Genomic DNA, 24935 nt, shown 5'->3' with positions numbered 1-24935 from the left:
GTTACTCAAAGAGAACCTAGACCACGTGAAGAAGGAGACGAGAGCGGTTGAGGTTCGCTTTGAGGAGGCCAAGGGCTACGTCGTCGAGTGGCCGGAGGTCCAGGCGAAGATAGGGATTGAAAAAAGTTAATGACTAATTTTGAGCCTCAACGGCTCTTTTCATTTCTCTTCTTCTCATTATCGCCGAAAATTCAAGGATTGCCAGCAGGACAACACCGAGTATCGAAAGGTACCTAAGTGAGTTTTTCCAGAGGGCAATATCGATGAGAACATCGCAACGAGGCCCGTTAACTCCGGCAGGTCTTCCTCCCGAAGGCTGAGTGCGTAGAGCACTGCCGAAACGATGCCAACGGTTAAAGGAAACAACCTGCTAGTATAAAAGCCATAAGCCATCGAAAGGGCAATAAAAAGGAAGATACAGAATCTTGCTATGTTTTGCGTCATGGAACACCACCAAAGAGGTTGAATAAAACTGTAACCACGAGCAGAAACACTCCAGCCAAGAGTCGGTTTCTCGCTTCCTTCCTACTCTTTTCAATGAGTTTTTGGCGGAGGGATTCCTCCAGTCTACGTTTGTATTTCCTCACTTCGTCGGGAAGTTCGTTTTTGGGAACCACTTCCAAGTCACTTTCCCGGATTACAAACGAGAAAGTCTTTGGGGTCTTAAAGTATAAAATAAGTCCCGATGTTAGCAGCCATAGGGAAATTCCAAATAAGATGCCGGACACATATTCCTCCAGCATCAACGTCTCACCCCTTTACCAGATGTTTTGCCCATCGTTAGTAGCCAGACGATACCGAGAAGAAGTGCCCACGTGAGAACAAAATTGGAATTCAGGTTTCCGTTGTAGGCTGCGCTGAGCAGTCCAAGAATTAGGACTACGGTCAGAACCAGAGCCAATTTCTTCGGGTTCTTCATTTCCCCAAGCTCGTCCACAAATAGATAGGGAATTAAAGTTATTGGAAGGAGACTCAAAAGAAGGAACAGTAATGTCCTTCCAGACGTTGATGGAGTGTTGAATTGCTTCCAGAGGATGGTTACAACACCGAATAAAGCCAGCCCAAGAACTCCGAATTTAAGCCTCATGCTTCCGCCTCCTGTACCATATCCTAAGAGGAAGAGTCCCAATGCTCAGTGTCAGTGAGATTATCGGTGCCCAAACTGCCGGAAGTTTTTCACCACTGGCTCCCCAGATGAAGGCATATGTCATAAAAGCAAGGAAAAATATAGGAACACTCCTAAGGAGTTCTTCCTCGAGGATTTTGTCCATGCCAACACACCCCCCAAGATATAAAAACAAAGTGGCAATTAAAAACATCTTGATCATCCAACGAACTTCTCCCACAGACATTCACCTACACAAGGCCCCCAAGCTACACCGAGGCATAGTGCACATGCAACTACTGTTGTCTTGGACGGATCCATGGCTGCTATATAGCAAAGATAATAACAAGTTTTTACTAAATCAGAATCTTCAACTGCTTTTTCCAATACACAACCTAATATACATGACCAGAATCCGTCCATAACTGTTGTTATTCCCACTGCTTTCTCCTGATCGTACTCTGGAAGTTTTAGTCTCACCTGGTGAGAGAGGTGCCTCAGCTCGTAAGCACTCCTATCCCAAATCCAGTTAGTTTCGTCACCCCTGCGAAGCTTCATAAGAACCTTGTTAAGAGTCCAGTAATACTGGGAGAGCGTCAGGTTGTCGGCGGTAAGTATAACATCCCCAACAGGAAGAGACTTCTTCTCGTTAGCGGGAGCAATGTTCATTCCCGTCAGGTAAGCCTTATATGCCCCAGTCTTCGGGTCAGTGAATATCCTCGTAACCAGTGTGAAGTTGTACTGGCTCCTCTCGGCGCGGTAAACGAGCGCGTACATCGTGTAATTAAACGTGCTGTTGTAGAAGTTCAGCCTGAAGAACAGTAACTGCTCGTGCTTCTTACTCATGTTGTAAAGCGTGACCACTGAAACGTTTACCTTCGGCGTTACATTGGCGTGGTGAAGCGGACAGCCCTTCGTCAGATTCGTGAAGTTCACCACCTTGTTAATCCACGTCACGTTCATCTCAAGCTTACCATTCTCATCGTACCAGGCAACGACTGCCCTCCTAAAGGTCACGCTGGCGTTGTTAGTACTCATAGCCATGGCCTGCGGTGCCGCAATCAACTGCAGGCTAAGCACCATAAAGACCAGAAACAAGCCGAACGTCGCCTTTCTCCACTCCATAGCCACCACCTGACCAGTTGGTCACCCAAAATAACATATGAAACTATATAAACTTTTCTTTTTACAAGTTGGATTAAATAACGTTTTTTTTTCGTAGGATTTTCAATTTTCAACCGTACCAAAACGACGAGAACCAGACAAAAGAAGCCAGAGTAAAAGAGCGAACAAAAGAACACAGAAGTTCGCCCTTAGCAATATCATCATTGGTCATCGAGTTTTATTCCCTGAACCTTCAACCTCAACCACCCGAGAAACGTTCCAAAGGGGAGGAAAATCGCCGTGAACAGATAAAGTAGCCTAAACATCGTTAGCAGGGACTCCCTGATGAAGAAAGCACTGTACTTCCCCGTGAATATCATCAGAGCCACTACCACCCCAAACCCATAAAAGATGCCGTAAAACAACCGCCAGGCCCCGCCTTCGGCGTATTTCCTCTCCAGCAAACCCACTTCTACAAGTTTTCGTGTTACCTTGTAGTCTTTTTCAGAAACAACCGCGAAAAGTATCCCAATCAGCCCGCTTATGACCAGACTATCAATCACGAAGAGGTAAAGCCCCAAAATTATAGCCACAAAATTTACAACGGCCCGGATTTTGAGTATCCGGTCGGATATTACATTCCTGTAGGCAATCATGGAACAGTACCAGCCAGATATAACAGAAACGTAGAGCGCCATCGAAACGCTCTTTTCCAGGCTCACCCCCGAGAAGTACGCAATGATAAACATTAAAAGGGACGCTGAAAGTTCCTTGAGGAAGTCTCTCCAAGAGTAGAAAACTTTTTCCGGTGTTTTCTTGTCCATTTCCTGTAGTGTCACCACAAGAAACAGCGCGAAGGCACCAATTATAAACAAAACGCCGAGCATTTTAACGAGGGGAATGAAAGAAGTGCCCGGTTTCGCAAACATCAAGTAGATAAACCCAAATAATAGCACTCCGAACCCAAACGAAATCAGGAAAAGGGGCGTACCTAAATGCTAAAGATATAGGGTTTTTACTCACAAAACATCCCCCGGCTTTCTGAGGTTCACCTCTACAAAACCTTTACCTTCAGCCCATACTCTTCGAAGCGTTTGAAGTCCTTATCGCAGGTATAGAGCGTTGCATTGTGGGCTATCGCAGTCGAGGCTATGAGGAGGTCCTTAGTTGGGGGCTTTAGACCCTTTGACATTGAATCCCTGAATATCACACCTGCAATCTCTGCACTAGCCCTGTCAAAGTCCAGGACAGGCATCTTTTCGAGGGCCAGCCTCTGCCGGGGTTTGAGCTTCCCGCAAAGGAGCTCAAAGAGCACTATCGACGGAAGGGCATACTCGGCATCTTCGGAGAGTTGCACTGAAACCTTCTGATTGCCTTTGAACAGCTCAATCACCACGCTGGTGTCCAAGAGTTCAACCATTCCTCAACCTCCTTCATTTCCTTCTCAAATTCCTTGGCCTCTTCTTCCGTCATTGTCCCGAATGCTATCATGAGCACATCGAGGTTGCCCTTTTTTTTCTTGCCTATGAGCTCCCTCAGGAGCTCGGAGAAGCTCTTGTTCCCCTTCATCCTGACGAGCTCGTAGTAAACGTCATCCGCTATGGTTATCGTCTTTCCCAACGGCACCACCTGTAAGTGCATGCATGCACGAAATATTTAAAACTTACCCGTGAGAACCCTCCAGACGAGCAGGATTTGAGCCATAAGGATCAATGTTAAAGCCAGAGCGGTCAGCTTCCTCGATTTCTTGGGAAGGTAGATGCCAATTAAGCCAAACAGAAAGTTTAACCCCGAAAGCTCAAGGAGAAACTTTACAAGTTCCGTTTTCCGGCCAAAGGCCATAAGCTCACCTACAGGGCCACTATCGGATGGATAGCTGGAGTGGAGCGCTATGAGCCTGACCGCGACGAGAACCGCTGTATATAAGAGGTTCTGCCTTATTGTTAGCTCAATCAAGAAACCTCTATTCAGCTCCTTTCCCTTGAGTAACTCGTAGAGGGCAAAGGGAAGCCCCATAACCCAGATGACCATGGAAACGAGGAGAACAAAGAAGGCAAAGATTATGGCGAATATAAAAATCCCGTTGAGAACTCCCCCTCACCGAGTCTCCGGTCATCATCAGGGCGCTCGAGAATGTAGGCCCCAGAAGACAAGGGCATCGCCGACAATATTGAACACCTCTTTCGGAAGATAAGGCCTCCCGTGGGCCTTTTCGATTATCTCGGGCAGTCTTTTGATGTCCTCTCCCGAGTATCCGTAGCGCTCAAGGGCCTTCCCAACGAAGTACAGCGCCGCAAGGAGAAAGGGAACCAGCAGAAGGAGAGCCGCGAAAAGGTTGACCGCTGTAATGTTTTCCCCTGTGGGGGGAACGAACAGCCACAGGGCAAACCAGAAGCCCGGAACGAGAAGCCATGGGAGGAGGTAGTCCTTGATGAAGACCCGCATGGCGGTTAATATCCTCCTGAGTAAATAAATCTTTCGAAACCCTTATAACTTATGCCCCCGTAAGTTACTTACGGTGGCGTAAGTGCTGTTCGACCTCAAACCAAAGAGCAGAAGAGAGGAGATATTTGACAGGGAGAAGGAGTTCAGAGAACTGGAAAACAGCATCGAGCGCTATCCACTAACGCTCCTCCTTGGAATAAGACGCGTTGGCAAAAGTTCCATCCTCAGAGCTTACCTCACCGAGAACCCAGGGATTCTGATAGACTGCAGGGAGCTCTACGCCGAGAGCGGGCACATAACCAGGGACGACCTCATCCGGGAGCTCCAGTCGAAAGGAAGCATCTTCCAGAGAATAGCCTCGAAGTTCAGGGTAAAACTGAACCTGAGGTTCCTTCAGATTGAGCCCCGGGATGCCTCCCTCCGGGAGATATTCAGGGAGCTGAATGAACTCGGAGAAAAAACCGGGAAGTTCATTATAGCCTTCGACGAGGCCCAGTACCTCAGGTTCTACGGCTCGCGGGGCGGAAAGGAGCTCCTGGCGCTGTTTGCCCACGCATACGACAGCCTGCCCAATCTACGGATCATACTGACGGGCTCGGAGGTTGGACTTCTGCATGACTTTCTCGGCATAGACGACTATGAGAGCCCCCTCTACGGAAGGGTCGGGGGAGAGATATACGTAAAGCCCTTTGATAGTGAGACATCAAAAGCATTCCTGCGGGTAGGATTTAAAGAGGTAGGGGTTGTAGTACTGGAAGAAGACATTGAGAAGGCCGTCTCCATACTCGACGGCATACCCGGCTGGCTCGTTCTCTTTGGGGCGAGATACCTCGAAACCCATGACTTTCAGAGGGCTATGGAGTCAACCCTCAACATCGCCAAAGGTCTCCTCCTTGGCGAGCTCTCAGAGCTTGAAAGACGGAGCAGGCGGTACATTGGAATTTTAAGGGCGATAGCACTGGGTTACAACAGGTGGAGCCTCATACGGGACTACTTAGAACTCAAGAAAATGAGAACCCCCGAGCCGAGACTTCACGAACTTCTGAAGAACCTGAAGAAGATGGGCTGGATCGAAGAAGAAAACGGGGAGTACAGGCTGACCGACCCGCTCCTGAGACTTGCCCTCAGGGATTAGGGCAACGGAACCCTCTCCACCTCAAGCCTGTCGAAAGTCGGGTACTCCTCGACGATGAAAAAGCGAACATCGCCTTCAATCGCCTCGGCAAGCTCAAGGGCAACTTCCTCAGGCATCTCTATCCTGCCTTTCTCCCTGTTTATGTAGAGCCACTCAGCTGGAACTTCAGCCTCGCTGACGAGGAGCGCGTAGAGCTCGTCCAAATCACCGTATTCGGCTATACCAAACCGAAGCGTCCCGTCTTTGGTGATTTCCATGTAAGGCTTGGCCACGTTCTTGGCCATCATCCTCAGCCTGTTCCTTAGCTGGACGGCATCTTTCAGCTTTGCCGTGCACAGGTGATAGCTCAGCGACGTGTTCTCCTCACCCCATTCTAACAGCTTAAGCCCGAGCCCAAGGGAACCCTTTATAGCCGGACTCTCGTTGCTTATCGGTCGGTACCCCCTGTCGAGAATCGCCCTCAGGTTTGTCTCGCTGAACTCAAGCTCGTTCACGTTGAGGAACTTCGCTCCAAGGCTGTCCAAAAACTCCGCGTACCACTTCATCCTCTCGAACTGACCCGGGATCGAGGGAATTTCTCCCCCAACGTCCCAGTCGAAGTCGAAAGCATTGTGAATGTTCTCAATCTCCACCTTGAAGAGCTTCGAGTTCGGGTTGAATAGGTCCGGGTGGAATCGTATCTCATCCAGACCGGTGTCGTAGAGCATCTCAAGGTTCTTCTTGGTGGCCAGAGCGCCCGTCGTGTACAGGTGAACGTGGAAGTCCTCGCCGAATGCTTCCTTCAGAGAGCGGATATACTCAACGGTCCTGTCTAATCTCACCAGCGGGTCCCCGCCGGTGACGCCAGCCCCTTTTGCTTCCTGAATCATCGCCTCTCCTATGATGTTATCAACGCTCTTAACCGGCCTCTCGTTGGCGTAAACCACGTCCTCCCTCCGCCAGGGGCTCAGCGGGCAGTAGAAGCAGTCCCTCGGACAGGCCCCGGTCGTGAAGAGGACGAGCTTCTCACCCCTGACGCAGAGCTGACAACCTGTAGGTAGCTCGCGAACGACGTATGAGAAGTAAGGTGTCCCCCGTACCAACGAACTCACCTCGCTAACCATAGCCCCGCCAAGGGATTTAAAAAGGTTGGCGGGCAAAGTTGTGCGGATGCCTATGAGGGAGAAGCCGAAGTACCTGCCACCCACACTTAGGGACAAGCACCGCTACATAGCATTTCAGGTGATCGGGGAGAGGCCGTTTAAGAAGGAGGAGGTAAAGAGGGTCATATGGGACGCGAGCCTCTCAACGCTGGGGACCCTGGGCTCAGCGAGGGCAAAGCCCTGGTTCATCAAATTCGACGAGAAGAGCCAGACCGGAATCGTCAGGGTTGACAGGAAGCACGTCGAGGAGCTACGCTTTGCTCTGACGCTGGTAACAGAGATAAACGGCTCAAAGGCCATCTTCAGAACCCTCGGCGTTTCCGGAACGATGAAAAGGTTGAAAAGAAAGTTTCTGGCAGAGTTCGGATAGCGCTAGCGAAGGAAGGGGATCGCCTTATCGACCCGGTTCTCATATACACTCATGTACCTCAAACACGCGTTCTTCCAGGTGAAATCCTCCCTGGCATGCCTCTTCCCGTTCTCCCGGAGCAGTTTAAGGGTCGCTTCATCAAGCTCCCACGCCCGAACTATCGCCTTCGCAAGTGCCAGGGCATCCCGGGGGGGTACCAGTATCCCGGTAGCGTTCTCCAACCCTTCTCCAAGGTCCACAACGGTGTCCTTGATTCCACCAACGGCACTGCCTATGGGTATGGCACCAAGACACATGGCCTCAAGCTGCACCAGCCCGAAGGGCTCGAAGTACGAGGGGACGATAACGAAGTCCATCGAGCCGTAGAGTTCACGAACGAACTCTCTGGGAAGAAGCTCTGTGACGACGTGAACGTTGGAAGGGAACCTCCCTTCAACCGCCTTCGCCCAGGCTTCAAGCTCCGGATCTCCCTTTCCCACAACCAGAAACCTCATGCCTTCAAATGAGGGGTCTTTTGAGAGTATCTCAATGGTATGGAGCAGTGAATCAACCCCCTTCTGCGCTTTATCGAAGCGCCCTATGAACATGAAAGCTTTCCCATCACTCAGACCGAAGTGCTCCAAGACGAGCCTCCGCCGCTCTTCTCTGGGTAGATCCTTCCTTTCCATGAGCTCTTCGTTCCAGAAGGAGCAGTCTATGCCGTTGAAGACATGAGTAACCCTGCCCTCGAAGTGCTTGAAGAAATCCCACTCCTCCCACAGGTAGCTCCTGCTGACGGTCGTCACGGCGTCCGCTATATATCCGGCGGTGTGCTCGGGGTCTATCTCCGAGTAAGGGGCTAATTCAGGGAGGTTGGCTTCATGGAAATATCGGGCCGGAATCTTGGCCTTGTTGAGCCTGTGGACGGTGAAAACGCTCCTTATATCGAAGTACTTCTTCAGGAGACCAAGGGCAAAGACGGTGTGCCAGTCGTGGGCGTGGACAACGTCGGGCATGAACTCCCCGATAAGTTCGTTCATCAGGCCCACGGAGGCCTTGCCGAACAGAACAGCCTTTTCCAACATGCCGTCCCAGCCAGGCCCGTAGACATCCGAATCGGAGAGAATACCCCCGCCGAGGGTGTAAACCGTGACTTCATTCTCCTCTCTCTTCCGCACGGTCACCTCCACCTTTTTCCCCGAAGAGGAGACCCTGAACGTTGTAAATGGTTTCCCAAGGCCCCTTCCATGATCGGGTGTGAAAACGATGACCTCGTTTCCCAGTTCGCTCAGTCCCTTCGCAATGCTGGTTACAGCCTCTGCGAGACCACCCACCTTTACAGGAAGATACTCAAATCCTATAACCAGAACCTTCACTGCTCTCACCCCGAACTCCCCCTAGGCGATCTAAGGGGTATATAATCGAAAAGAAAGAAAGGTCTCACTCAAGGAGTATGAACCTCTCCCCCTCAACGTCCTCGAAGTAGCTTCCGATTCCACCCACCTTTAGCTCGTCGCCGTTGTACCTGAACGTGACGTTTGCCGTGAGGGGGGTGTACTCATAGCTCACTATCTGGCCATCGAGGGTGACCGGCTTTTTGGTGTCTATCATCCTCCCGATGATCTCGGTCTTCTTCGGCAGCCTCGAAAACTTCAGGACCGTGATGAGCGTTCTTATGTTCACGAGGGCGAGGGGTTTGGACAGGGCATCGTACTCAAGGGGTTTGATGACCTCGCTGTTGTCGAAGTATATCGTGTAGAACCAGTGCATGTAGTTCTGAATTATTCTAGGGCTCTTTGCCCAGAAGGAGTAAAACTTCTCCCTGCGCCTGTCCTTCGGAAGGGCGCCGAAGAAGAGGGCGTAGTCGATGTCCCCGATTATCCAGCTCGCCATAAGCCATGGGGCACCGCCGCTCTTGGCCAGCAGTATGTTCTCTCCCTCAAGCCACTCCGGAACCTCATCGAAGTTGCTGATGATGACGAAGACAACATCCTTCCTGCGCTTTATCTCCTCCTTCAGAAGCTTCAGAAACTCGAACGGCGTGTTGATCAGGACCTCATGCTTTGCGGTGCGTATAACGTACTCCGCACGTTCAATGGTGTTATCAAATCCCTGGATGGTCCATATCTCTGGGAGCTCCTCACCGTGAACCTCACGGTAGAGCTCAAGGAACGCAGCCTTCAGCTCCTCGATGTCGGACACGAACTCCTCCTTGACCTTCTCAAGAACCACCTCAGGGTTGACCGGCTTGTATAGCCGCGGAGAACCGTGCATGACGTCCACAAAACCCTTCCTGTGAAGGGAACTGAGGACGTCATAAACCCTCGTGTGAGGAATTCCGCTCTCCTTGGTTATGTCCGTGGCCTTGCTCGGGCCGAGCTTGAGAAGGGTTATATAGGCGACGCTCTCGTACTTGGTCAGGCCCAGCTTTTGAAGTTTATCAATGATCTCATCTTCCCTCATGGCAATACCCCCAAATTCTTAAGTTCACTCATCAAAGTTTAATCATCGCTAGTGATACTTGAGGTGACCAAAGTGTATAAAATTTTCGGGCTCAGGGAGGATGAAACCTTTGGGAGGGTAGCTCTCATCGAGTTCTCAACGCCTGCGGGAGGGGACGAAGCCTATGCGTACCTTCTGGGAAGCTTCAACGCCTTCAACGAGGGTAGCTTCAGGATGGTAAAGGACGGAAGAAGGTGGACAATAAGGGTGGAGCTTCCTGAGGGTACCTGGTACTACGGATTTTCTGTGGGCGGAAACTACACACCAGATCTGGAAAACTCGGAGAGGACAATCTACAAGAGAGATTCTTACAGATTCAAGCGCACCGCGAGTGTGGCCACGATCACAGGGGACGAGGAGGTTTTCCACGTTCCATCGTTGCTGTATCTCTACACATTGTCAGGCAGAACCCACATTCTCCTTAGGGCGAAATTGGGGACAGTCACCAGGGCCACCCTCGTCCTCCAGGAAAGCGAGGTCACAGTTGGGATGATGAGAAAAGCGAGGGATGAACTGTTCGAGTACTTCGAGGCGATCCTACCAGGAGACGGTGAACTGGAGTACTCCTTTGAGGTTCGGACACAGGAAGGCGGGATAAGGAAAATAGGGCCATTCAGGGCCGTTCCATACCGTCCGGAAACTCCCCGCTGGGTCTACGGGAGGGTTTTCTACCAGATAATGCCCGACAGGTTCGAGAGGGGTCTTACAGGAACACCGAGGGGCAGGGCGTTCCGCAGGGAGCAGTTCCACGGCGGCGATTTGGCCGGAATAATAAAGCGGCTGGAACACCTCGAAGAACTCGGCGTAAACGCGCTTTATCTCACCCCTATATTCAAGTCCATGACCTACCACCGCTACGATGTTACCAACTATTTCCAAGTTGACGGGAAGCTTGGAGGAGACGAAGCTTTCAGGGAGCTCGTGGGGGAACTCAAAAAGAGGGATATCAAACTGATTCTCGATGGGGTTTTCCACCACACGAGCTTCTTCCACCCCTACTTCCAGGACGTCATTCTTAACGGAGAAAAGAGCAGATACCAGGACTTCTACAGGATTACCGGATTCCCTGCTGTCCCGGAAGAATTCCTGGAGGTTCTGAAATCAAGGGAACCGTGGCCGGAGAAACACAGAAAGCTCAAAGGAATGAAAAGGAACTACGAGTCCTTCTTTTCAGTCTGGCTGATGCCGAGGCTGAACCACGACAGCAGAAGGGTACGCGAGCTCATGGTTGACGTCATGAGATACTGGCTCGAAAGGGGCGCTGACGGATGGCGACTCGATGTCGCCCACGGCGTTCCACCGGGGGTCTGGAAAGAGGTTAAAACGAGGATGCTGGAGGACGCTTACCTTGTTGGGGAAGTTATGGACGACCCCCGGCCCTGGGTTCCCGGCGCATTCCACGGCACCATGAACTACCCCCTCTACGAGCTCATTCTCAGGTTCTTTGTTGAGGGTGAAATCGACGCGGGGGAGTTCCTCAACGGTCTGGAGCTGCTGAGCGCCCATCTGGGTCCCGCGGAGTACGCGATGTACAACTTCCTCGACAATCACGACACGGAACGCTTCCTCGACTTAGTTAAGGGGAATGTGGGAAGGTACCTCTGCGCACTGGCGTTTCTGATGACGTACCGGGGGATTCCCTCCATATTCTACGGCGACGAGATTGGACTGAGGGGAAATGACGGAGGCATGGCACCAGGCAGAACGCCTATGAAATGGAACCCAAAAGAATGGAACGCAAAGGTGTTAACCGTAACCAGGGAACTGATAAACCTGAGAAGGTCCAGCAGGGCCCTTCAGACAGGGGAGTTTCGACCGCTAGAGTTTAGGGAGAAAGTGCTCGTGTACGAGAGGGTGGAGGGGGACGAGCGTGTTCTGGTGGCGATCAACCCCTCGGACAGTGCCGTTAAGGTAGTGGCTCCCTGGGAACACGGAAAGAGGATGGTTGCACCGTGCTCCTTCATCATTTTGAGGCGTGCCTCCGAAGATAGACTTCAGGGTACGCTGGGGTACACCACCCCCTTAAAGGGGCACTGAAGCGCAAGGTATATATATCACTGAGGATGATACTGTATCACCCAACACAAGTGCGGGTGGTATAAAGATGAAGAGAGGATTGATTTCCCTGCTTTTAGTTGGAGTTTTGGTTTTTAGCGTAGTGGCCAGCGGCTGTATCAGCGGCGGGGGCAGCACCAGCTCCAGCCCAACGAGCAGCACTCCAGCGACAACCAGCTCCTCGCCGACGCCTTCATCATCAACCACAACAACGAGCAGCAGTTCAACCAGCAGCCCAACGTCGACAACATCGTCGTCCCCGACCACAACAACCACGACCACACCGCCGGCCACAGAATGCGGCAGCGGAAAGGTCGTTATCTGGCACGCGATGCAACCCAACGAGCTCCAGGTCTTCCAGAGCATAGCCGAGGAGTACATGGCCATGTGCCCGAACGTCAACATAGTCTTTGAACAGAAGCCCAACCTTGAGGATGCCCTGAAGGCGGCCATCCCAAGCGGTCAGGGCCCCGACCTCTTCATATGGGCTCACGACTGGATTGGAAAGTTCGCCGAGGCCGGCCTCCTCGAACCGATAGACAACTACGTTACGGCGGACATAAAGAACAAGTTCGCCCCAATGGCCCAGGAGGCCATGCAGTACAAGGGGCACTACTACGCAATGCCCTTCGCAGCCGAGACCGTCGCCATCATATACAACAAGAAGATGATCCAGAACCCGCCGAAGACCTTCGCCGAGATGAAGGCCATAATGGAGAAGTACAACGACCCCAACAACAAGAAGTACGGTATAGCCTATCCTATAAACTCGTATTTCATATCCGCGTGGGCTCAGGCCTTTGGAGGATACTACTTCGACGATAAGACTGAGCAACCGGGCCTCGACAATCCTGCAACTATCGAAGGATTCGAGTTCTTCTTCAAGAACATCTGGCCCTACATGGCCCCGACGGCCGACTACAACACCCAGCAGAGCATCTTCCTTGAAGGAAGGGCCCCGATGATGGTCAACGGCCCGTGGAGCATCGCAAGCGTCAAGAACGCCAACATAAGCTTCGGCATCGTCCCGCTTCCGCCGATAACCAAAGACGGCAAGACCTACTGGCCGAGACCCTACGGTGGAGTCAAGCTCTTCTACTTCGCCAAGGGCATAAAGAACAAGGAAGCGGCCTGGAAGTTCGTCAAGTGGTTCACCACCAACCCGCAGGTTATCAAGCAGCTCGCCCTCCAGCTCGGGTACATCCCCGTCCTCCCGGAGGTCCTCAACGACCCAGACGTTCAGAAAGACCCCGTCATCTACGGCTTCGGACAGGCCGTTCAGCACGCCTACCTCATGCCCAAGAGCCCGAAGATGGGTCCTGTCTGGGGCGACGTTGACAGTGCCATAAACGAGATACTCCAGAACCCGGCCAACGCGGACATCCCGGCCATACTGAAGAAGTACCAGGACAAGGCCCTTAAGGACATCCAAGGAGGCTGAAGCCTCCCTTCCAACATTTTTTAGAGGGATGCTTTGGAGGGATGCCTGTGAAGAAGAGCACCATGATCGCTTTGTTGCTTATTCTGCCTGGAATGGCTGCGTTCCTGTTTTTCAACCTATGGCCCATCATATACTCAATCTACCTGGCGTTCACCAACGCACAGCTTGGAAACTTCCCGATATACAACGCCGCCCAGAGCACCGTTTCTCCGATGCATTTTGTGGGTCTGGAGAACTTCAGATGGATATTGGGCGACGATAAATTCAGAAGCGCGTTCATGTGGACGTGGCTTTTCGTCTTCACGAGCGTCACACTGAAGGTTTTCGTCGGAACCGCCCTGAGCCTGCTGTACAACAGCAAGTACGTCAAGGGGAAGATGATATATCGCTCACTCCTCATAATCCCGTGGGCGCTTCCGCTCCTCTTTTCGGTCACCGTTTGGAAGTTCATGTTCGATCCTGTTTTTGGCCCCATAAACATCATTCTAAAGTCAATCGGAGTGAGCAACCTCCCCAACTGGACGAACAACGCGTTCTGGGGGTTCATAGCCCTGAACATCATTGAGGTGTGGCTCGCTTATCCCTTCATGATGACGGTCATAACCTCCGCCCTCCAGTCGGTTCCGGACACCCTCGTGGAAGCGGCCATCATAGACGGTGCAAACTACTGGCAGAGGATCAGACACGTCGTCCTGCCGGTCGTCGGTAAGCCGATAGCCTTCGCGACCATCCTGACAAGCGCCGCGAGCTTCCAGTACTTCATGGTGCCCTATATCTACAACGCCCCGCTATTCGAGGATAAATTCCTCCTGCTGTACGGCTTCAGAAAGGCGTTTGGGGCGAGTCCCCACTACGGGAGGGCCGCCGCCGTTATGGTGATAGCGACGCTCGTACTGGCCGTGTACATGTACGTTAACGTGAAAATAAGCAAGCTCCAGGAGGGTGCCAGAGGATGATGGGAAGGAGAAAGAGTGAGGTCATCAAGACGTTCACCCTCACGCTGGCCGCGATACTGGTGATGTTCGTAATACTGTTCCCAGTGTACTACATCTTCACGGTGTCCATATCCCCCCAGGGCAGTATAGCAACAACCCACCTGAACCTAATACCAAAGAACGTCACACTCGAACCCTACAGGGAAGTTCTGTTCGGACTGGGGGGGCAAAGAATAAGCGAGAACTTTACCGGGATCCTGGAGGGTAACGCGGTACTTGAAAACGGCAAGCTCTACGTGAAAGACGGCACACTAAGTGGAAAGGTGAAGTACGGACCGTTCACGGGGATAGAGTTCAGCGTACCGGTTAAGGACATCCAGTTCACGGTCCCGGCAAATCAGAAGACCAGCGGTCAGCTAACCGCCAAGGTTCACGGTCTCTTCATACTAACCCGGATAGGACAGAAGAACACGATCGGGTTCGGGATAATAAGGAACGTCATAATGACCTCCGGAAAGATCGACGGCACCCCCGTATCGGGCCCCATGGTCAGGTACGTGGTGATCATGAACAAAGGCAGGGTAACGCTCACCACCGTCGGAAAGTTCGTGAACTCCGTGTTCTTCGGATACCTCAAGAACAGCATCATACTGGCCACCCTGACCGTGGTACTGTCCCTAATATTCGTCATACCGGCGGCGTACGCTTTCTCCCGCATGAAGTTCTTCGGCAGGGAGCACGTGCTCTACTTCTACCTGATGTTCACCCAGGTCGCCGGGGGTCTGGGGATAGCGGGATTGATAGCCCTCTACGGTATGCTCGTTAAGCTCGGTCTTTACAACAAACTCCCGGTGCTCTCGTTCATATACGCCGCCGGCAGCGTCCCCTTCAACACGTGGCTCCTCAAAGGGTACGTTGACTCCATAAGCCCCGACTTCGACGAGGCCGCCCTCGTGGACGGTGCGGGATACCTGCAAATAATAAGGTACGTGCTCCTGCCGATGGCACTGCCGGGGATCGCCACGGTGGCGATATTCGCCTTCATCGGCGGATGGACGGAGTTCATCCTGGCAAGCCTGCTCCTCAACCAGGGCAACCAGCCGCTGTCGGTATGGATATACACCCTGATGGGTGGAATCGGCAGGGGGATACAGTGGAACTACTTCGGGGCGGCCGCGCTGCTCTTTGCACTGCCCGTGTTCGTGGTCTTCATGCTCGCCCAGAACTACATAAGGAGCGGGCTGACAATTGGAGGTTTGAAGGAGTGAGGTGATTCCGAATGAGGAAGAAGCTGGTTTCCCTCTTTGCAATATTTTTGATGGCTGTAAGCCTACTGGCCGTACACCCGGTCAGCGCTGGAAACGACAACGCAAAACCCCTGAACGTCATAATAGTCTGGCACATGCACCAGCCGTTTTACTACGACCCGGTGCAGGGTGTGTACACAAGGCCCTGGGTCAGACTCCATGCGGCTCGAGACTACTGGAAAATGGCTTACTACCTAAGTAAATACCCGGACGTGCACGCCACTGTTGACCTATCAGGGTCGTTGATAGCCCAGCTGATCGGTTACATGCATGGAAAGAAGGACACACTACAGATTATCAGCGATAAGATAGCCAACGGTGAACCTCTCACCGTCGATGATAAGTGGGAGATGCTTCAGGCTCCGGGCGGATTCTTTGACAACACGATTCCCTGGAACGGAGAGCCGGTGGCGGATCCAAACGGCAACCCGATAAGACAGTTGTGGACGCACTACACCGCCCTCAAGAACAAGATGCTCCAGGTGAAGGCAAAGTACGCGAACCTGCCGCTCGAGGAGCAGAAGGTGGCAGTAACCAGCGCGTTCACGGAGCAGGACTACATCGACCTGGCCGTTTACTTTAACCTCGCGTGGCTGGACCATGGGTACATACTGAGCCACCCGAAGCTCAAGGCAATCTACGACAGGGTTGATCAGGGCGGCTACACAAGGGACGACCTCAAAACCGTCTTAAACGCTCAGATGTGGCTCTTAAACCACACTCTCGACGAGTACAAGACGGTAAATTACCTCCTTGGCAGTGGTGGCAACGTTGAGGTGACCGTGGTTCCCTACGCGCACCCGATAGGCCCGATACTCAATGACTTTGGCTGGGAGAGCGACTTCGACGCACAGGTGAAGAAGGCGGACAGTCTCTACAGGGAGTACCTCGGCAACGGTACGGTGACACCCAATGGGGGCTGGGCGGCGGAGTGCGCCCTCAACGACAAGACCCTTGAGATACTCGCGGACAACGGATGGAAGTGGGTCATAACAGACCAGCTCGTGCTCCAGAAGCTCGGCGTCCCCAATACGGTGGGGGACTACTACAGACCATGGGTTGCACAGTTCGGCGATAAGAAGATATGGCTGTTCCCGCGCGACCACGCGCTGAGCGACAGGGTCGGCTTTAACTACGCGGGAATGAACCAGGAACAGGCAGTCCAGGACTTCGTCAACGAACTCCTGAAGGTGCAGAAGGAGAACACCGACGGCAGCCTCGTCTACGTTATCGCATTAGACGGGGAAAACCCCTGGGAGAACTACCCCTACGAGGGTGATCTCTTCCTAACCGAGCTCTATAAAAAACTCACGGAGCTCCAGAACGCAGGACTCATAAGAACCGTCACCCCCACCGAGTACATCAAGATGTACGGGGACAAAGCAAACAAACTCACCCCAAAGGTGATGGAACGCCTCGACTTCACTGGGAACCGGGTCAACGCCCTCCTCAAGGCCCAGACCCTGAACCAGCTCTATGAGATGGCGGGCGTGAAGGAGAAGATGCAGTGGCCGGAGAGCAGCTGGATCGACGGAACGCTCTCAACCTGGATAGGGGAGCCTCAGGAGAACTACGCATGGTACTGGCTGTACCTGGCGAGGAAGACCCTCATGGCCCATAAGAATAGTATGAATAGCAGTGCGTGGGACACGGCCTACGAGTACCTCTTCCGCGCGGAGGGAAGTGATTGGTTCTGGTGGTACGGAAGCGATCAGGATAGCGGCCAGGACTACACCTTCGACCGCTACTTCAAGACGTACCTGTACGAGATCTACCGGCTGGCAGGTGTGGCTCCCCCGAGCTACCTGTACGGCAACTACTATCCGGATGGCCAGCCTTACCAGAACGCCGGTCCGGTGGGGCTGAAGAAGGGCGAGGTCAAGACGTACTCAAGCCTGTCCCCCATGGCCAAGAACGTGAGCATCTACTTCGACGGGGAGGGACTGCACTTCGTCCTGAACGGAAACGTCAGCGAGTTCGAGGTGAGCATCTACGAGGCGGGCAAACACGTCGGCAACACGTTCACCATCCTCCAGAAGAAGCCCAGCGAACTGCGCTACTCGGTCTGGCCATACTCCGTAGACAGTGTGGGGCTCATGATAACCAAGCATGTGGTGTACGAAAACGGCAAAGCGGAGGTCTTCAACGCCACCGGCTACGAGGGCAGCAAAAAGATAGGCACCGCAAAGGTCGTAAAGAACGGAAAATCAATCGAGATCATCGTCCCGTTCAGCTACATAGAAACCCCCAACGACTTCTACTTCGCGGTCTCCACGGTTAAGGACGGCAACCTCGTGAGGATAACCACTCCGGTTGAGGTCAAACTGCCGACCGAGGTCAAGGGAGTTGTCTTGGCCGACATAAAGGATCCGGAGGGGGACGATCACGGGCCCGGAACCTACACCTACCCAACCGACAGCGTCTTCAAACCCGGAGTCTTCGACCTCCTGGAGTTCAAACTCATAGAGCAGACCGACAGCTACGTGATGCAGTTCAGGTTCAGAAACCTTGGAGGGAACCCGTGGAACGGACCCAACGGATTCAGCCTCCAGATAATAGAGGTGTACCTTGACTTCAAGAAAGGAGGAAACACAAGCGCCATTAAAATGTTCCCTGATGGACCGGGGAGCAACGTCAGGCTCGACCCCAGGCACCCATGGGATGTGGCATTCAGGATAGCCGGCTGGGACTACGGGAACCTGATAGTCCTGGCAAACGGAACCGTATACCAGGGAGAGATGCAGATAAGCGCCGATCCAACACAGAACGCCATCGTGGTCAAGGTTCCGAAGAAGTACATCAACGTGGGCAGCTACGGGCTCTACGCATCAGTCCTAGTTGGCTCTCAGGACGGTTACGGACCCGACAAGTGGAGAAACGTGGCCGTCAAGGCTGAGCAGTGGAAACTTGGAGGGGCAAACCCCCAGGCAGTAATAAACAACGTCGCACCGCGCGTTATTGATGAACTCGTTCCGCGGGGGTTCAACCCAACCCAGGAACAGCAGCTTAGTTCATACAACACCACCACCGGCAGTCTCGCCACGGTGAGGATGATCACCCTGATAAACGGAACCGGGGCAGGGGCACCCACCTCAACGACATCATCCAGCAGCACGACAACCACCTCCTCAAGCGCATCTCCATCTCAGACCACAACACCGAGCCCATCCACCAGTTCCACGCCATCCCCAACCAGCAGCCCAAGCACCTCAAGCACCCCCCAGCCATCACCGAGTCCCACGTCCACCAGCTCCGGTAAGGGCATATGCGGTCCGGCCGCACTGCTCGCCCTTGCACTTCTGCCCCTCCTGAGAAGGAGGAGGCGCTGAACCCCCTTTAATTTTGAGGTGGTAGCATGGCCGAGGTTAAGCTCATTGGAATCTGGAAGCAGTTCGGGGAGGTTACGGCGGTAAAGGACATGAACCTCCACATAAAGGACGGGGAGTTCATGATACTCCTCGGTCCAAGCGGATGCGGCAAAACCACGACGCTCAGAATGATAGCAGGCTTAGAAGAGCCCACAAAGGGACAGATATACGTCGGGGACAAACTCGTGGCCGACCCCGAAAACGGGGTCTTCGTCCCGCCGAAGGACAGGGATATAGCGATGGTCTTCCAGAGTTACGCCCTCTACCCGCACATGACGGTCTACGACAACATAGCCTTCCCGCTAAAGCTCAGGAAGATACCGAAGGAAGAGATCGAGCAGCGCGTAAATGAAGTTGCGGAGATGCTCGGCCTAACTGAGCTGCTGAAAAGAAAGCCGAGGGAACTCTCCGGAGGACAGAGACAGCGTGTAGCCCTTGGAAGGGCCATAGTCAGAAAACCCCACGTCTTTCTCATGGACGAGCCTCTGAGCAACCTCGACGCAAAATTGAGGGTCAAGATGCGCGCCGAACTCAAGAGACTCCAGCGCCAGCTCGGCGTCACGACCATATACGTCACCCACGATCAGGTCGAGGCAATGACGATGGGCGACAGAATCGCCATAATCAACCACGGCGAACTCCAGCAGGTTGGAACACCGGAGGATGTCTACGACCACCCATCAAACATCTTCGTGGGTGGCTTCATAGGATCCCCTCCGATGAACTTCCTGGACGCAACGGTTGGAGAGGACGGCTTTGTAGACTTCGGCCAGTTCAGACTCAAGCTCCTTCCAGATCAGGTTGAGGTACTTGGGGAGGAAGGACTTCTCGGGAGGGAAGTCGTGTTTGGAATAAGGCCAGAGGACATCTATGATGCGATATTCGCCCAGGTCAAAGTACCGGGGGAGAATATGACACGCGTCAGGATAGAGATCATCGAGAACCTCGGAGGGGAGAAAATCGCCCACCTAAGCACCGGCGACCTGACGTTCCTGGCCAAGTTCCCGGCCGAGTCCAAAGTCCAAGAGGACACCGAAGTGGACATCGTCTTTGATATGAAGAAGGTGCACATATTCAACAAGAACACCCAGACGGCGGTGTTCTGACTTTTCTTCTTGCTTTCTGGAGTCGTTTGAAGGATAAACCCTTTTAAGGTATCTCCCCAAGTTTCGGCATGCCGATCGAGGATTTCGCCGATTTTCTGCTGGAACACACAGGAGGGCAACTCACGGAGGTGGGGATAGGGTTCCAGTTCAAAGTGGCCCTGAGACTCATGGAGGGGGGGCGCGAGGTCACCGCCATCGACTGGAACCGGGACGCCGTTGAGAAGGCCAGGGAACTCGGCATAAACGCCCACATCGATGACATCTTTCATCCACGTCTTGGGCTGTACGAGGGATCCCGGGCACTGTACAGCGTCAGACCAACCCCGGAGATCATCAAACCGATCCTTGGACTTGGCAGGGTCCTTGGAACACCGGTTTTCATACTGCCCCTCGCGGGGGATGCGATGCCTCGCTTCATGAGGCTCGTAAACTTCAGGGGGCTGGCCATCTACACCACCAAACCTATTTAAGGCAATTTCCAAGTAGTTACGGTGGTACTATGAGGCTCTTCGGGACTGCGGGAATACGCGGGACTCTCTGGGAGAGGGTAACCCCCGAGCTTGCACTGAACATCGGCATGGCCCTTGGGACCTACAGGACCGGAAAAACCGCGGTTGCACGGGATGGCAGAACCTCCAGCACGATGCTGCGCAATGCCCTCGTTTCTGGACTCCTTGGATCGGGTATGGAGGTACTCGACTTCGGTCTCGTTCCAACCCCCACCCTTGCATGGGGAACCAACCGCTACGGCGACGCTGGGGTTATGATAACCGCAAGCCACAACCCGCCAACGGACAACGGCATCAAAGTGTTCAACGGCGATGGCACCGAATTCTACACCGAGCAGGAGGAGGAGCTTGAGAGAATCGTTTTCTCGGGAGAGTACAGACGGGCCGAATGGGACGAGGTAAAAGGCGTCCGGCCCATTGACGTTACCGAAGACTACATAAACGCCGTCCTGGATTTCGTGGATCATGAAACCGGTTTGAAGGTTCTGTACGACGGTGCCAACGGGGTGGGAAGTCTCGTTGCGCCATATCTACTGCGCAAGATGGGGGCGGAGGTGATCAGCATAAACGCCCATGTTGACGGACATTTCCCCGGGAGGAAACCGGAGCCAAGATACGAGAACATATCCTATCTGGGTGCGCTGGTCAGGGAGCTCGGTGCCGATCTGGCGGTAGCTCAAGACGGTGACGCCGACAGGATAGCGGTCTTTGATGAGAGGGGCAACTACATAGATGAGGATACTCTGATAGCCCTCTTTGCGAAGCTATACGTCGAGGGAAACGGTGGGGGAGTTGTGGTCACGTCGATAAACACCGGTTCGAGGATAGACGACGTCGTTGAAAAGGCGGGTGGAATGGTTCATCGGGTACCACTTGGCCAGCCCCACGACGGGATCAAAAGGTACAACGCCATCTTTGCGGCGGAGCCCTGGAAGTTCATCCATCCAAGATTCGGCCTCTGGATAGACAGTTTCGTCACGATGGGGCTTCTTATAAAACTCATAGATGAAGAGGGAATGCCCCTATCGAAAATCGTTGAGGAGAACGTACCAACGTACTACCTGACCAAGAGAAATGTGAAGTGCCCGGATGATCTGAAGGGGGCGGTCCTAGAAAGGGTCAGCAAGACACTTGAAGAGAGGCTCGCGGGGGAGATAAAGAATATTCTCACAGTGTCCGGCATCCGCTTCAACCTCAGAGACGGCTCCTGGGTTCTGGTGAGGCCGAGCGGAACGGAACCGAAGATAAGGGTCGTCGTGGAGGGGCCCAGCGAGAAGAGAAGGGATGAACTGTTTGAAGTGGCCTATGGAGTGGTCAGCGAGACCGTTGAGAAGATGTTAAAGAAGGAAAGAGGGCAACTCAAACGAACCTAGCGGGTCGCATCGTCCTAACGTTTATCTCACCCTTTTTGACCATCACCCTGAAACCCTCCTTCGCTATGTAAGTCTTCACCCCCGTCACGGTTTCGAGGTACTTGGCCTCCTTGTAGGGGTTGGCGAAGTGCATTTTCATGCCAATGTGGTTCATTATCAGAACCTCGGGCTTCCGCCTCATGTTCTTGAGCATCTCAACCGCATCGTCGGTGCTCATGTGGTAGGGTATCCCCATGTCCCTCGGCCGGGTTATCGCCGCGATCAAAACCCTGGAACCATCGTGCCATCGGACGAGGTCCTCAAAGTAGGCCGTGTCCGGAATGTACGAGATGTCGCCAAAGGCAGTCTTCATGCGAAAGCCGATAGTAGTTGGGTCGGAGTGCCGACACGGCGTTATGAGTAGCTCCTCGGTCCCAAGGGAGATTTTATTGCCTGGTTCGGGAGTGTGGACCCCCTCAAGGACGTCGATGTGGTAGCCGCTGACAGCGGGAGTGTGGGTCTCATCCCCGTAGACGACGCTTTTGGAGGCTATCAGGGTTCCTCTTCTCTTCAGGGCCCCTCCTGTCATGGCCTCGATCATGACCTCGAGGTCGTTGCAGTGGTCAACGTGCCTGTGGGAGACGAAAATGGCGTCGAGCCTCCGCGGGTCGAGCTTGTAGCGCCAGCTCCTGACGAGCGCTCCCGGCCCGGGATCAACGTAAAGGTTTCTACTGGCCCGTATGTGGAATCCTCCCGTGGAGCGGAACTGGGTTATGGTGATGAACCTGCCCCCACCACTCCCCAGGAAAGTGATCTCTATCAAATCGACACCTCCCTTTTCCTCTGCGGATGTTTAACTATTCTCAGGGTGGTATATAAGGTATTGCCCGGTTAGATAGGGGGCGCAGGGGTAAAAGTGACCTCTGCTGGGGAGGCACCGTGCTCCGGAGGGTGCCGAGGGCAGGGTAGGCCTCAGTGGGTTTAAAAGCACAGGAACCAACTGAAAACGGTGGCACCCATGTCCGAAAATATTGAACGCATCCTTCAGGAAGTGGAGGGGCTCCGGGACAAAATGACGGAGACCCTGATGGAACTCGTAAAAATCCCAGCACTAAGCCCAGATTATGGTGGAGAAGGAGAATACGACAAGGCTCAGAAGCTGCTCGAAATAATCAAGGAGTGGCCCTTCGATAGGGTTGAGGTCTACAACGCCCCCGACGAGAGGGCCAAGAACGGGGTGAGGCCGAGTATTCTAGCATACTACTACGGCGAAAAGGGTGAGGAGAGCTCAAGGATATGGATCCTCACCCACATGGATATAGTTCCACCGGGGGACCTAAGCAAGTGGACGGTTACCGAGCCGTTTAAGCCGGTCGTCAAGGACGGCAAGGTCTACGGCAGGGGAAGCGAGGACAACGGGCAGAGCTTGGTGGCTTCACTCTACGCGGTAAAGGCCATGATGAACCTCGGGATAAGGCCAAAGAGGACGGTCATCCTGGCCTTCGTCAGCGACGAGGAAACTGGAAGCAAGTACGGAGTCGAGTGGCTCATGAGGGAGCACCCGGAGCTTTTCAGAAAGGACGACCTCGTTCTCGTCCCGGATGGCGGGAACGAGGAAGGCACTTTCATCGAGGTGGCCGAGAAGAGCATCCTCTGGCTTAGGGTGAGGGTTAAAGGCCGGCAGGTTCACGCCAGCATGCCGGACAAGGGACTCAACGCCCACCGCGTCGCCCTCGACTTCGCCTACCACCTCGACAAACTCCTCCACGAGAAGTACGGCGAGAGGGACGAGCTGTTCGAGCCGCCGGAGAGCACCTTTGAGCCGACGATGGTTCGTGGCCCGGCCGACAGCCCGAACATAGCACCTGGAGAGCACGAGGTGGTTTTTGACTGCAGGATTCTGCCGAGGTATGGCATAGACGACATCCTCGCAGACGCAAAGGCCCTCGCCGAGGAGATTAAGGAGAAGTACAGGAAGGAGTTCAACGGCGAGGCTCTGCCGGAGATAGAGTTCGAGGTCCTTCAGAGGGGAGATGCCGCCCCACCAACCGACCCACAGGGCGAGATAGTGAAGCTCCTCCAAGAGGCCCTGAGGAAGCTCCGCGGAAAAGAAGCTAAGGTCGGAGGAATAGGAGGCGGAACCTTCGCGGCCTACTTCAGGAAGCTCGGGATCCCGGCGATCGTATGGGCGACGCTCGATGAGACGGCCCACCAACCCAACGAGTACGCGAAGATCGACAACATAGTGGAGGACGCGAAGGTAATGGCAGCCCTGGCTCTTCTCTGACCCTTCTTCTCCTTTTGTTTCAAACGAGTTTGAAATCATCGCCAGCCATTTACATCATCCCTCCCAACATAACCAGGGTGAACCGAATGAGCTACGTACTGGCGATCCTGGTCATCTTCATAGTCGTCGCATCCGGAAAGAGGCTTACATCTCCATCCTGAAGAGATTCTACATGAGCGCGTTGGCGGAGGTAGACTTCAAAAACGACCCAAGGGGCGCTGAGAACCGGATAAACCGGTGGGTTGAGGAGCAGACCGCTGGAAAGATCAGAGAACCTGTCTCAGGTCTAAGCCCCCTCACAAGGCTCGTTATAACCAACGCGATTTACTTCAAAGCCAACTGGTCGAGGAGGTTCGAGCCGCAAAATACAAAGAACGGGACCTTCTACACCCCCAACGGAACGGTTACCACCCCGATAATGCACCAGACGGGGCGCTTCAGGTACATAGAGGGGGAACACTTTCAGGCTATTGAGATTCCCTACGAAGACGGGAAGCTGAATATGGTGATTATCCTCCCGGAAAGGGGCAGATTAAATGAAATCGAAGAAAAACCCACCCCCGGGTTCGTAGATGATGTAGTCAAGGGCATGAAAGAAGAGAGCGTAAAGCTCACCCTTCTGAAGTTCAGGTTTGAGAGGAGGTACCTCCTCAAAGGCATCCTGATGGGTATGGGCATGAAGAAGGCATGCGTCGCAGAGAATGGCACGGAAGCGGCCGCTGCAGTCATAACAACCGCCGTTGCAGCGGCCGCACCAAGAACAAAATCCGGAGTACAAGGTCTTCAAGGCAGA

Annotated in this window: 25 protein-coding genes; 12 read left to right on the top strand and 13 right to left on the bottom strand. The window is 53.5% G+C overall.

Features of this window, described 5'->3' with window-relative positions; translation table 11 throughout:
• Positions 1-440: 440 nt before the first annotated feature.
• The 9 genes from MVK60_RS00935 to MVK60_RS00895 form a co-directional block, all read right to left on the bottom strand.
• Positions 441-746: a hypothetical protein gene (locus MVK60_RS00935; protein ID WP_297435512.1), complete on the bottom strand. Its 306-nt coding sequence runs from the start codon at positions 744-746 to the stop codon at positions 441-443.
• Complete coding sequence (locus MVK60_RS00930) at positions 743-1087, bottom strand: hypothetical protein (RefSeq protein WP_297435511.1); 345 nt, start codon at positions 1085-1087, stop codon at positions 743-745. Before MVK60_RS00930 ends, MVK60_RS00935 begins: the two co-directional genes overlap by 4 nt.
• Positions 1077-1271: a hypothetical protein gene (locus MVK60_RS00925; protein ID WP_297435509.1), complete on the bottom strand. Its 195-nt coding sequence runs from the start codon at positions 1269-1271 to the stop codon at positions 1077-1079. The genes MVK60_RS00930 and MVK60_RS00925 overlap by 11 nt, the downstream gene beginning before the upstream one ends.
• Before the next feature lie 53 nt (positions 1272-1324).
• Positions 1325-2230 (bottom strand): hypothetical protein, encoded by a 906-nt coding sequence (locus MVK60_RS00920; protein WP_297435507.1) that lies wholly within the window; start codon positions 2228-2230, stop codon positions 1325-1327.
• 200 nt (positions 2231-2430) lie between these two features.
• Positions 2431-3096: a hypothetical protein gene (locus tag MVK60_RS00915; protein WP_297435505.1), complete on the bottom strand. Its 666-nt coding sequence runs from the start codon at positions 3094-3096 to the stop codon at positions 2431-2433.
• Between the two features lie 167 nt (positions 3097-3263).
• A complete protein-coding gene (locus MVK60_RS00910; RefSeq protein WP_297435503.1) occupies positions 3264-3629 on the bottom strand; it encodes a type II toxin-antitoxin system VapC family toxin in 366 nt (121 codons plus the stop codon).
• Complete coding sequence (locus MVK60_RS00905) at positions 3599-3829, bottom strand: antitoxin VapB family protein (protein WP_297435525.1); 231 nt, start codon at positions 3827-3829, stop codon at positions 3599-3601. The genes MVK60_RS00910 and MVK60_RS00905 overlap by 31 nt, the downstream gene beginning before the upstream one ends.
• A gap of 36 nt (positions 3830-3865) precedes the next feature.
• Positions 3866-4225 (bottom strand): hypothetical protein, encoded by a 360-nt coding sequence (locus tag MVK60_RS00900; protein ID WP_297435501.1) that lies wholly within the window; start codon positions 4223-4225, stop codon positions 3866-3868.
• Between the two features lie 102 nt (positions 4226-4327).
• Positions 4328-4654 carry a hypothetical protein gene (locus MVK60_RS00895; protein ID WP_297435499.1) on the bottom strand — a complete coding sequence of 109 codons (327 nt, stop codon included), beginning with the start codon at positions 4652-4654 and terminating at the stop codon, positions 4328-4330.
• Between the two features lie 82 nt (positions 4655-4736).
• On the opposite strand from MVK60_RS00895, the gene MVK60_RS00890 reads away from it, so the two are divergent.
• Positions 4737-5789, top strand: a complete 1053-nt coding sequence (locus MVK60_RS00890; protein ID WP_297435497.1) for an ATP-binding protein — start codon at positions 4737-4739, stop codon at positions 5787-5789.
• On the opposite strand, the gene MVK60_RS00885 is transcribed toward MVK60_RS00890, so the two are convergent.
• On the bottom strand, positions 5786-6871 hold the full coding sequence (locus MVK60_RS00885; protein ID WP_297435523.1) for a radical SAM protein: 1086 nt from the start codon (positions 6869-6871) through the stop codon (positions 5786-5788). The two genes, MVK60_RS00890 and MVK60_RS00885, sit on opposite strands and share 4 nt — an antisense overlap.
• A gap of 73 nt (positions 6872-6944) precedes the next feature.
• Here MVK60_RS00885 and MVK60_RS00880 point away from each other — a divergent pair, with 73 nt between their 5' ends.
• Positions 6945-7301 (top strand): ribonuclease P protein component 2, encoded by a 357-nt coding sequence (locus MVK60_RS00880; RefSeq protein WP_297435520.1) that lies wholly within the window; start codon positions 6945-6947, stop codon positions 7299-7301.
• Between the two features lie 2 nt (positions 7302-7303).
• Here the strand turns inward: MVK60_RS00880 and MVK60_RS00875 are convergent, their stop codons facing one another.
• Positions 7304-8656 (bottom strand): glycogen synthase, encoded by a 1353-nt coding sequence (locus tag MVK60_RS00875; RefSeq protein WP_297435518.1) that lies wholly within the window; start codon positions 8654-8656, stop codon positions 7304-7306.
• 64 nt (positions 8657-8720) lie between these two features.
• Positions 8721-9743, bottom strand: coding sequence for a TrmB family transcriptional regulator (locus MVK60_RS00870; RefSeq protein ID WP_297435495.1), 1023 nt, complete (start codon positions 9741-9743; stop codon positions 8721-8723).
• A gap of 72 nt (positions 9744-9815) precedes the next feature.
• On the opposite strand from MVK60_RS00870, the gene MVK60_RS00865 reads away from it, so the two are divergent.
• The 8 genes from MVK60_RS00865 (at position 9816) to glmM (ending at position 21876) form a co-directional block, all read left to right on the top strand.
• Positions 9816-11819 (top strand): alpha amylase N-terminal ig-like domain-containing protein, encoded by a 2004-nt coding sequence (locus tag MVK60_RS00865; protein ID WP_297435493.1) that lies wholly within the window; start codon positions 9816-9818, stop codon positions 11817-11819.
• Between the two features lie 67 nt (positions 11820-11886).
• Positions 11887-13278 (top strand): extracellular solute-binding protein, encoded by a 1392-nt coding sequence (locus MVK60_RS00860; RefSeq protein WP_297435491.1) that lies wholly within the window; start codon positions 11887-11889, stop codon positions 13276-13278.
• 47 nt (positions 13279-13325) lie between these two features.
• Positions 13326-14234, top strand: coding sequence for a carbohydrate ABC transporter permease (locus MVK60_RS00855; protein WP_297435516.1), 909 nt, complete (start codon positions 13326-13328; stop codon positions 14232-14234).
• A complete protein-coding gene (locus MVK60_RS00850; protein ID WP_297435489.1) occupies positions 14231-15481 on the top strand; it encodes a sugar ABC transporter permease in 1251 nt (416 codons plus the stop codon). The genes MVK60_RS00855 and MVK60_RS00850 overlap by 4 nt, the downstream gene beginning before the upstream one ends.
• Before the next feature lie 11 nt (positions 15482-15492).
• Positions 15493-18849: a glucodextranase DOMON-like domain-containing protein gene (locus tag MVK60_RS00845; RefSeq protein WP_297435488.1), complete on the top strand. Its 3357-nt coding sequence runs from the start codon at positions 15493-15495 to the stop codon at positions 18847-18849.
• A 26-nt stretch (positions 18850-18875) separates the two neighbouring features.
• A complete protein-coding gene (locus MVK60_RS00840; RefSeq protein WP_297435486.1) occupies positions 18876-19994 on the top strand; it encodes an ABC transporter ATP-binding protein in 1119 nt (372 codons plus the stop codon).
• Between the two features lie 68 nt (positions 19995-20062).
• Positions 20063-20464: a UPF0146 family protein gene (locus MVK60_RS00835; RefSeq protein WP_297435484.1), complete on the top strand. Its 402-nt coding sequence runs from the start codon at positions 20063-20065 to the stop codon at positions 20462-20464.
• Positions 20465-20493: 29 nt separating this feature from the next.
• On the top strand, positions 20494-21876 hold the full coding sequence (glmM, locus tag MVK60_RS00830) for a phosphoglucosamine mutase (RefSeq protein WP_297435482.1): 1383 nt from the start codon (positions 20494-20496) through the stop codon (positions 21874-21876).
• On the opposite strand, the gene MVK60_RS00825 is transcribed toward glmM, so the two are convergent.
• Positions 21863-22678, bottom strand: a complete 816-nt coding sequence (locus MVK60_RS00825) for an MBL fold metallo-hydrolase (RefSeq protein WP_297435480.1) — start codon at positions 22676-22678, stop codon at positions 21863-21865. The genes glmM and MVK60_RS00825 overlap by 14 nt on opposite strands.
• A gap of 195 nt (positions 22679-22873) precedes the next feature.
• Here MVK60_RS00825 and MVK60_RS00820 point away from each other — a divergent pair, with 195 nt between their 5' ends.
• A complete protein-coding gene (locus tag MVK60_RS00820; RefSeq protein ID WP_297435478.1) occupies positions 22874-24142 on the top strand; it encodes a M20 family metallo-hydrolase in 1269 nt (422 codons plus the stop codon).
• 34 nt (positions 24143-24176) lie between these two features.
• On the top strand, positions 24177-24935 hold a 759-nt coding region (locus MVK60_RS00815), incomplete at its 3' end, for a serpin family protein (RefSeq protein WP_367270799.1).

It is taken from the genome of Thermococcus sp. (assembly GCF_026988555.1).
Lineage (GTDB): Archaea > Methanobacteriota_B > Thermococci > Thermococcales > Thermococcaceae > Thermococcus.
Note: the sequence above shows the minus strand (reverse complement) of the source record. Positions and strands in the feature narration are given on the sequence as shown.

What these genes read in the sequence shown, in the direction of transcription:
- MVK60_RS00930 (WP_297435511.1), bottom strand. Translation starts at nt 1,087, where the DNA reads ATGAGGCTTAAATTCGGAGTTCTTGGGCTGGCTTTATTCGGTGTTGTA.
- MVK60_RS00925 (WP_297435509.1), bottom strand. Translation starts at nt 1,271, where the DNA reads ATGGACAAAATCCTCGAGGAAGAACTCCTTAGGAGTGTTCCTATATTT.
- MVK60_RS00920 (WP_297435507.1), bottom strand. Translation starts at nt 2,230, where the DNA reads ATGGAGTGGAGAAAGGCGACGTTCGGCTTGTTTCTGGTCTTTATGGTG.
- MVK60_RS00915 (WP_297435505.1), bottom strand. Translation starts at nt 3,096, where the DNA reads ATGCTCGGCGTTTTGTTTATAATTGGTGCCTTCGCGCTGTTTCTTGTG.
- MVK60_RS00910 (WP_297435503.1), bottom strand. Translation starts at nt 3,629, where the DNA reads ATGGTTGAACTCTTGGACACCAGCGTGGTGATTGAGCTGTTCAAAGGC.
- MVK60_RS00900 (WP_297435501.1), bottom strand. Translation starts at nt 4,225, where the DNA reads ATGGGGCTTCCCTTTGCCCTCTACGAGTTACTCAAGGGAAAGGAGCTG.
- MVK60_RS00895 (WP_297435499.1), bottom strand. Translation starts at nt 4,654, where the DNA reads ATGCGGGTCTTCATCAAGGACTACCTCCTCCCATGGCTTCTCGTTCCG.
- MVK60_RS00880 (WP_297435520.1), top strand. Translation starts at nt 6,945, where the DNA reads ATGAGGGAGAAGCCGAAGTACCTGCCACCCACACTTAGGGACAAGCAC.
- MVK60_RS00870 (WP_297435495.1), bottom strand. Translation starts at nt 9,743, where the DNA reads ATGAGGGAAGATGAGATCATTGATAAACTTCAAAAGCTGGGCCTGACC.
- MVK60_RS00860 (WP_297435491.1), top strand. Translation starts at nt 11,887, where the DNA reads ATGAAGAGAGGATTGATTTCCCTGCTTTTAGTTGGAGTTTTGGTTTTT.
- MVK60_RS00850 (WP_297435489.1), top strand. Translation starts at nt 14,231, where the DNA reads ATGATGGGAAGGAGAAAGAGTGAGGTCATCAAGACGTTCACCCTCACG.
- MVK60_RS00845 (WP_297435488.1), top strand. Translation starts at nt 15,493, where the DNA reads ATGAGGAAGAAGCTGGTTTCCCTCTTTGCAATATTTTTGATGGCTGTA.
- MVK60_RS00840 (WP_297435486.1), top strand. Translation starts at nt 18,876, where the DNA reads ATGGCCGAGGTTAAGCTCATTGGAATCTGGAAGCAGTTCGGGGAGGTT.
- MVK60_RS00835 (WP_297435484.1), top strand. Translation starts at nt 20,063, where the DNA reads ATGCCGATCGAGGATTTCGCCGATTTTCTGCTGGAACACACAGGAGGG.
- glmM (WP_297435482.1), top strand. Translation starts at nt 20,494, where the DNA reads ATGAGGCTCTTCGGGACTGCGGGAATACGCGGGACTCTCTGGGAGAGG.
- MVK60_RS00820 (WP_297435478.1), top strand. Translation starts at nt 22,874, where the DNA reads ATGTCCGAAAATATTGAACGCATCCTTCAGGAAGTGGAGGGGCTCCGG.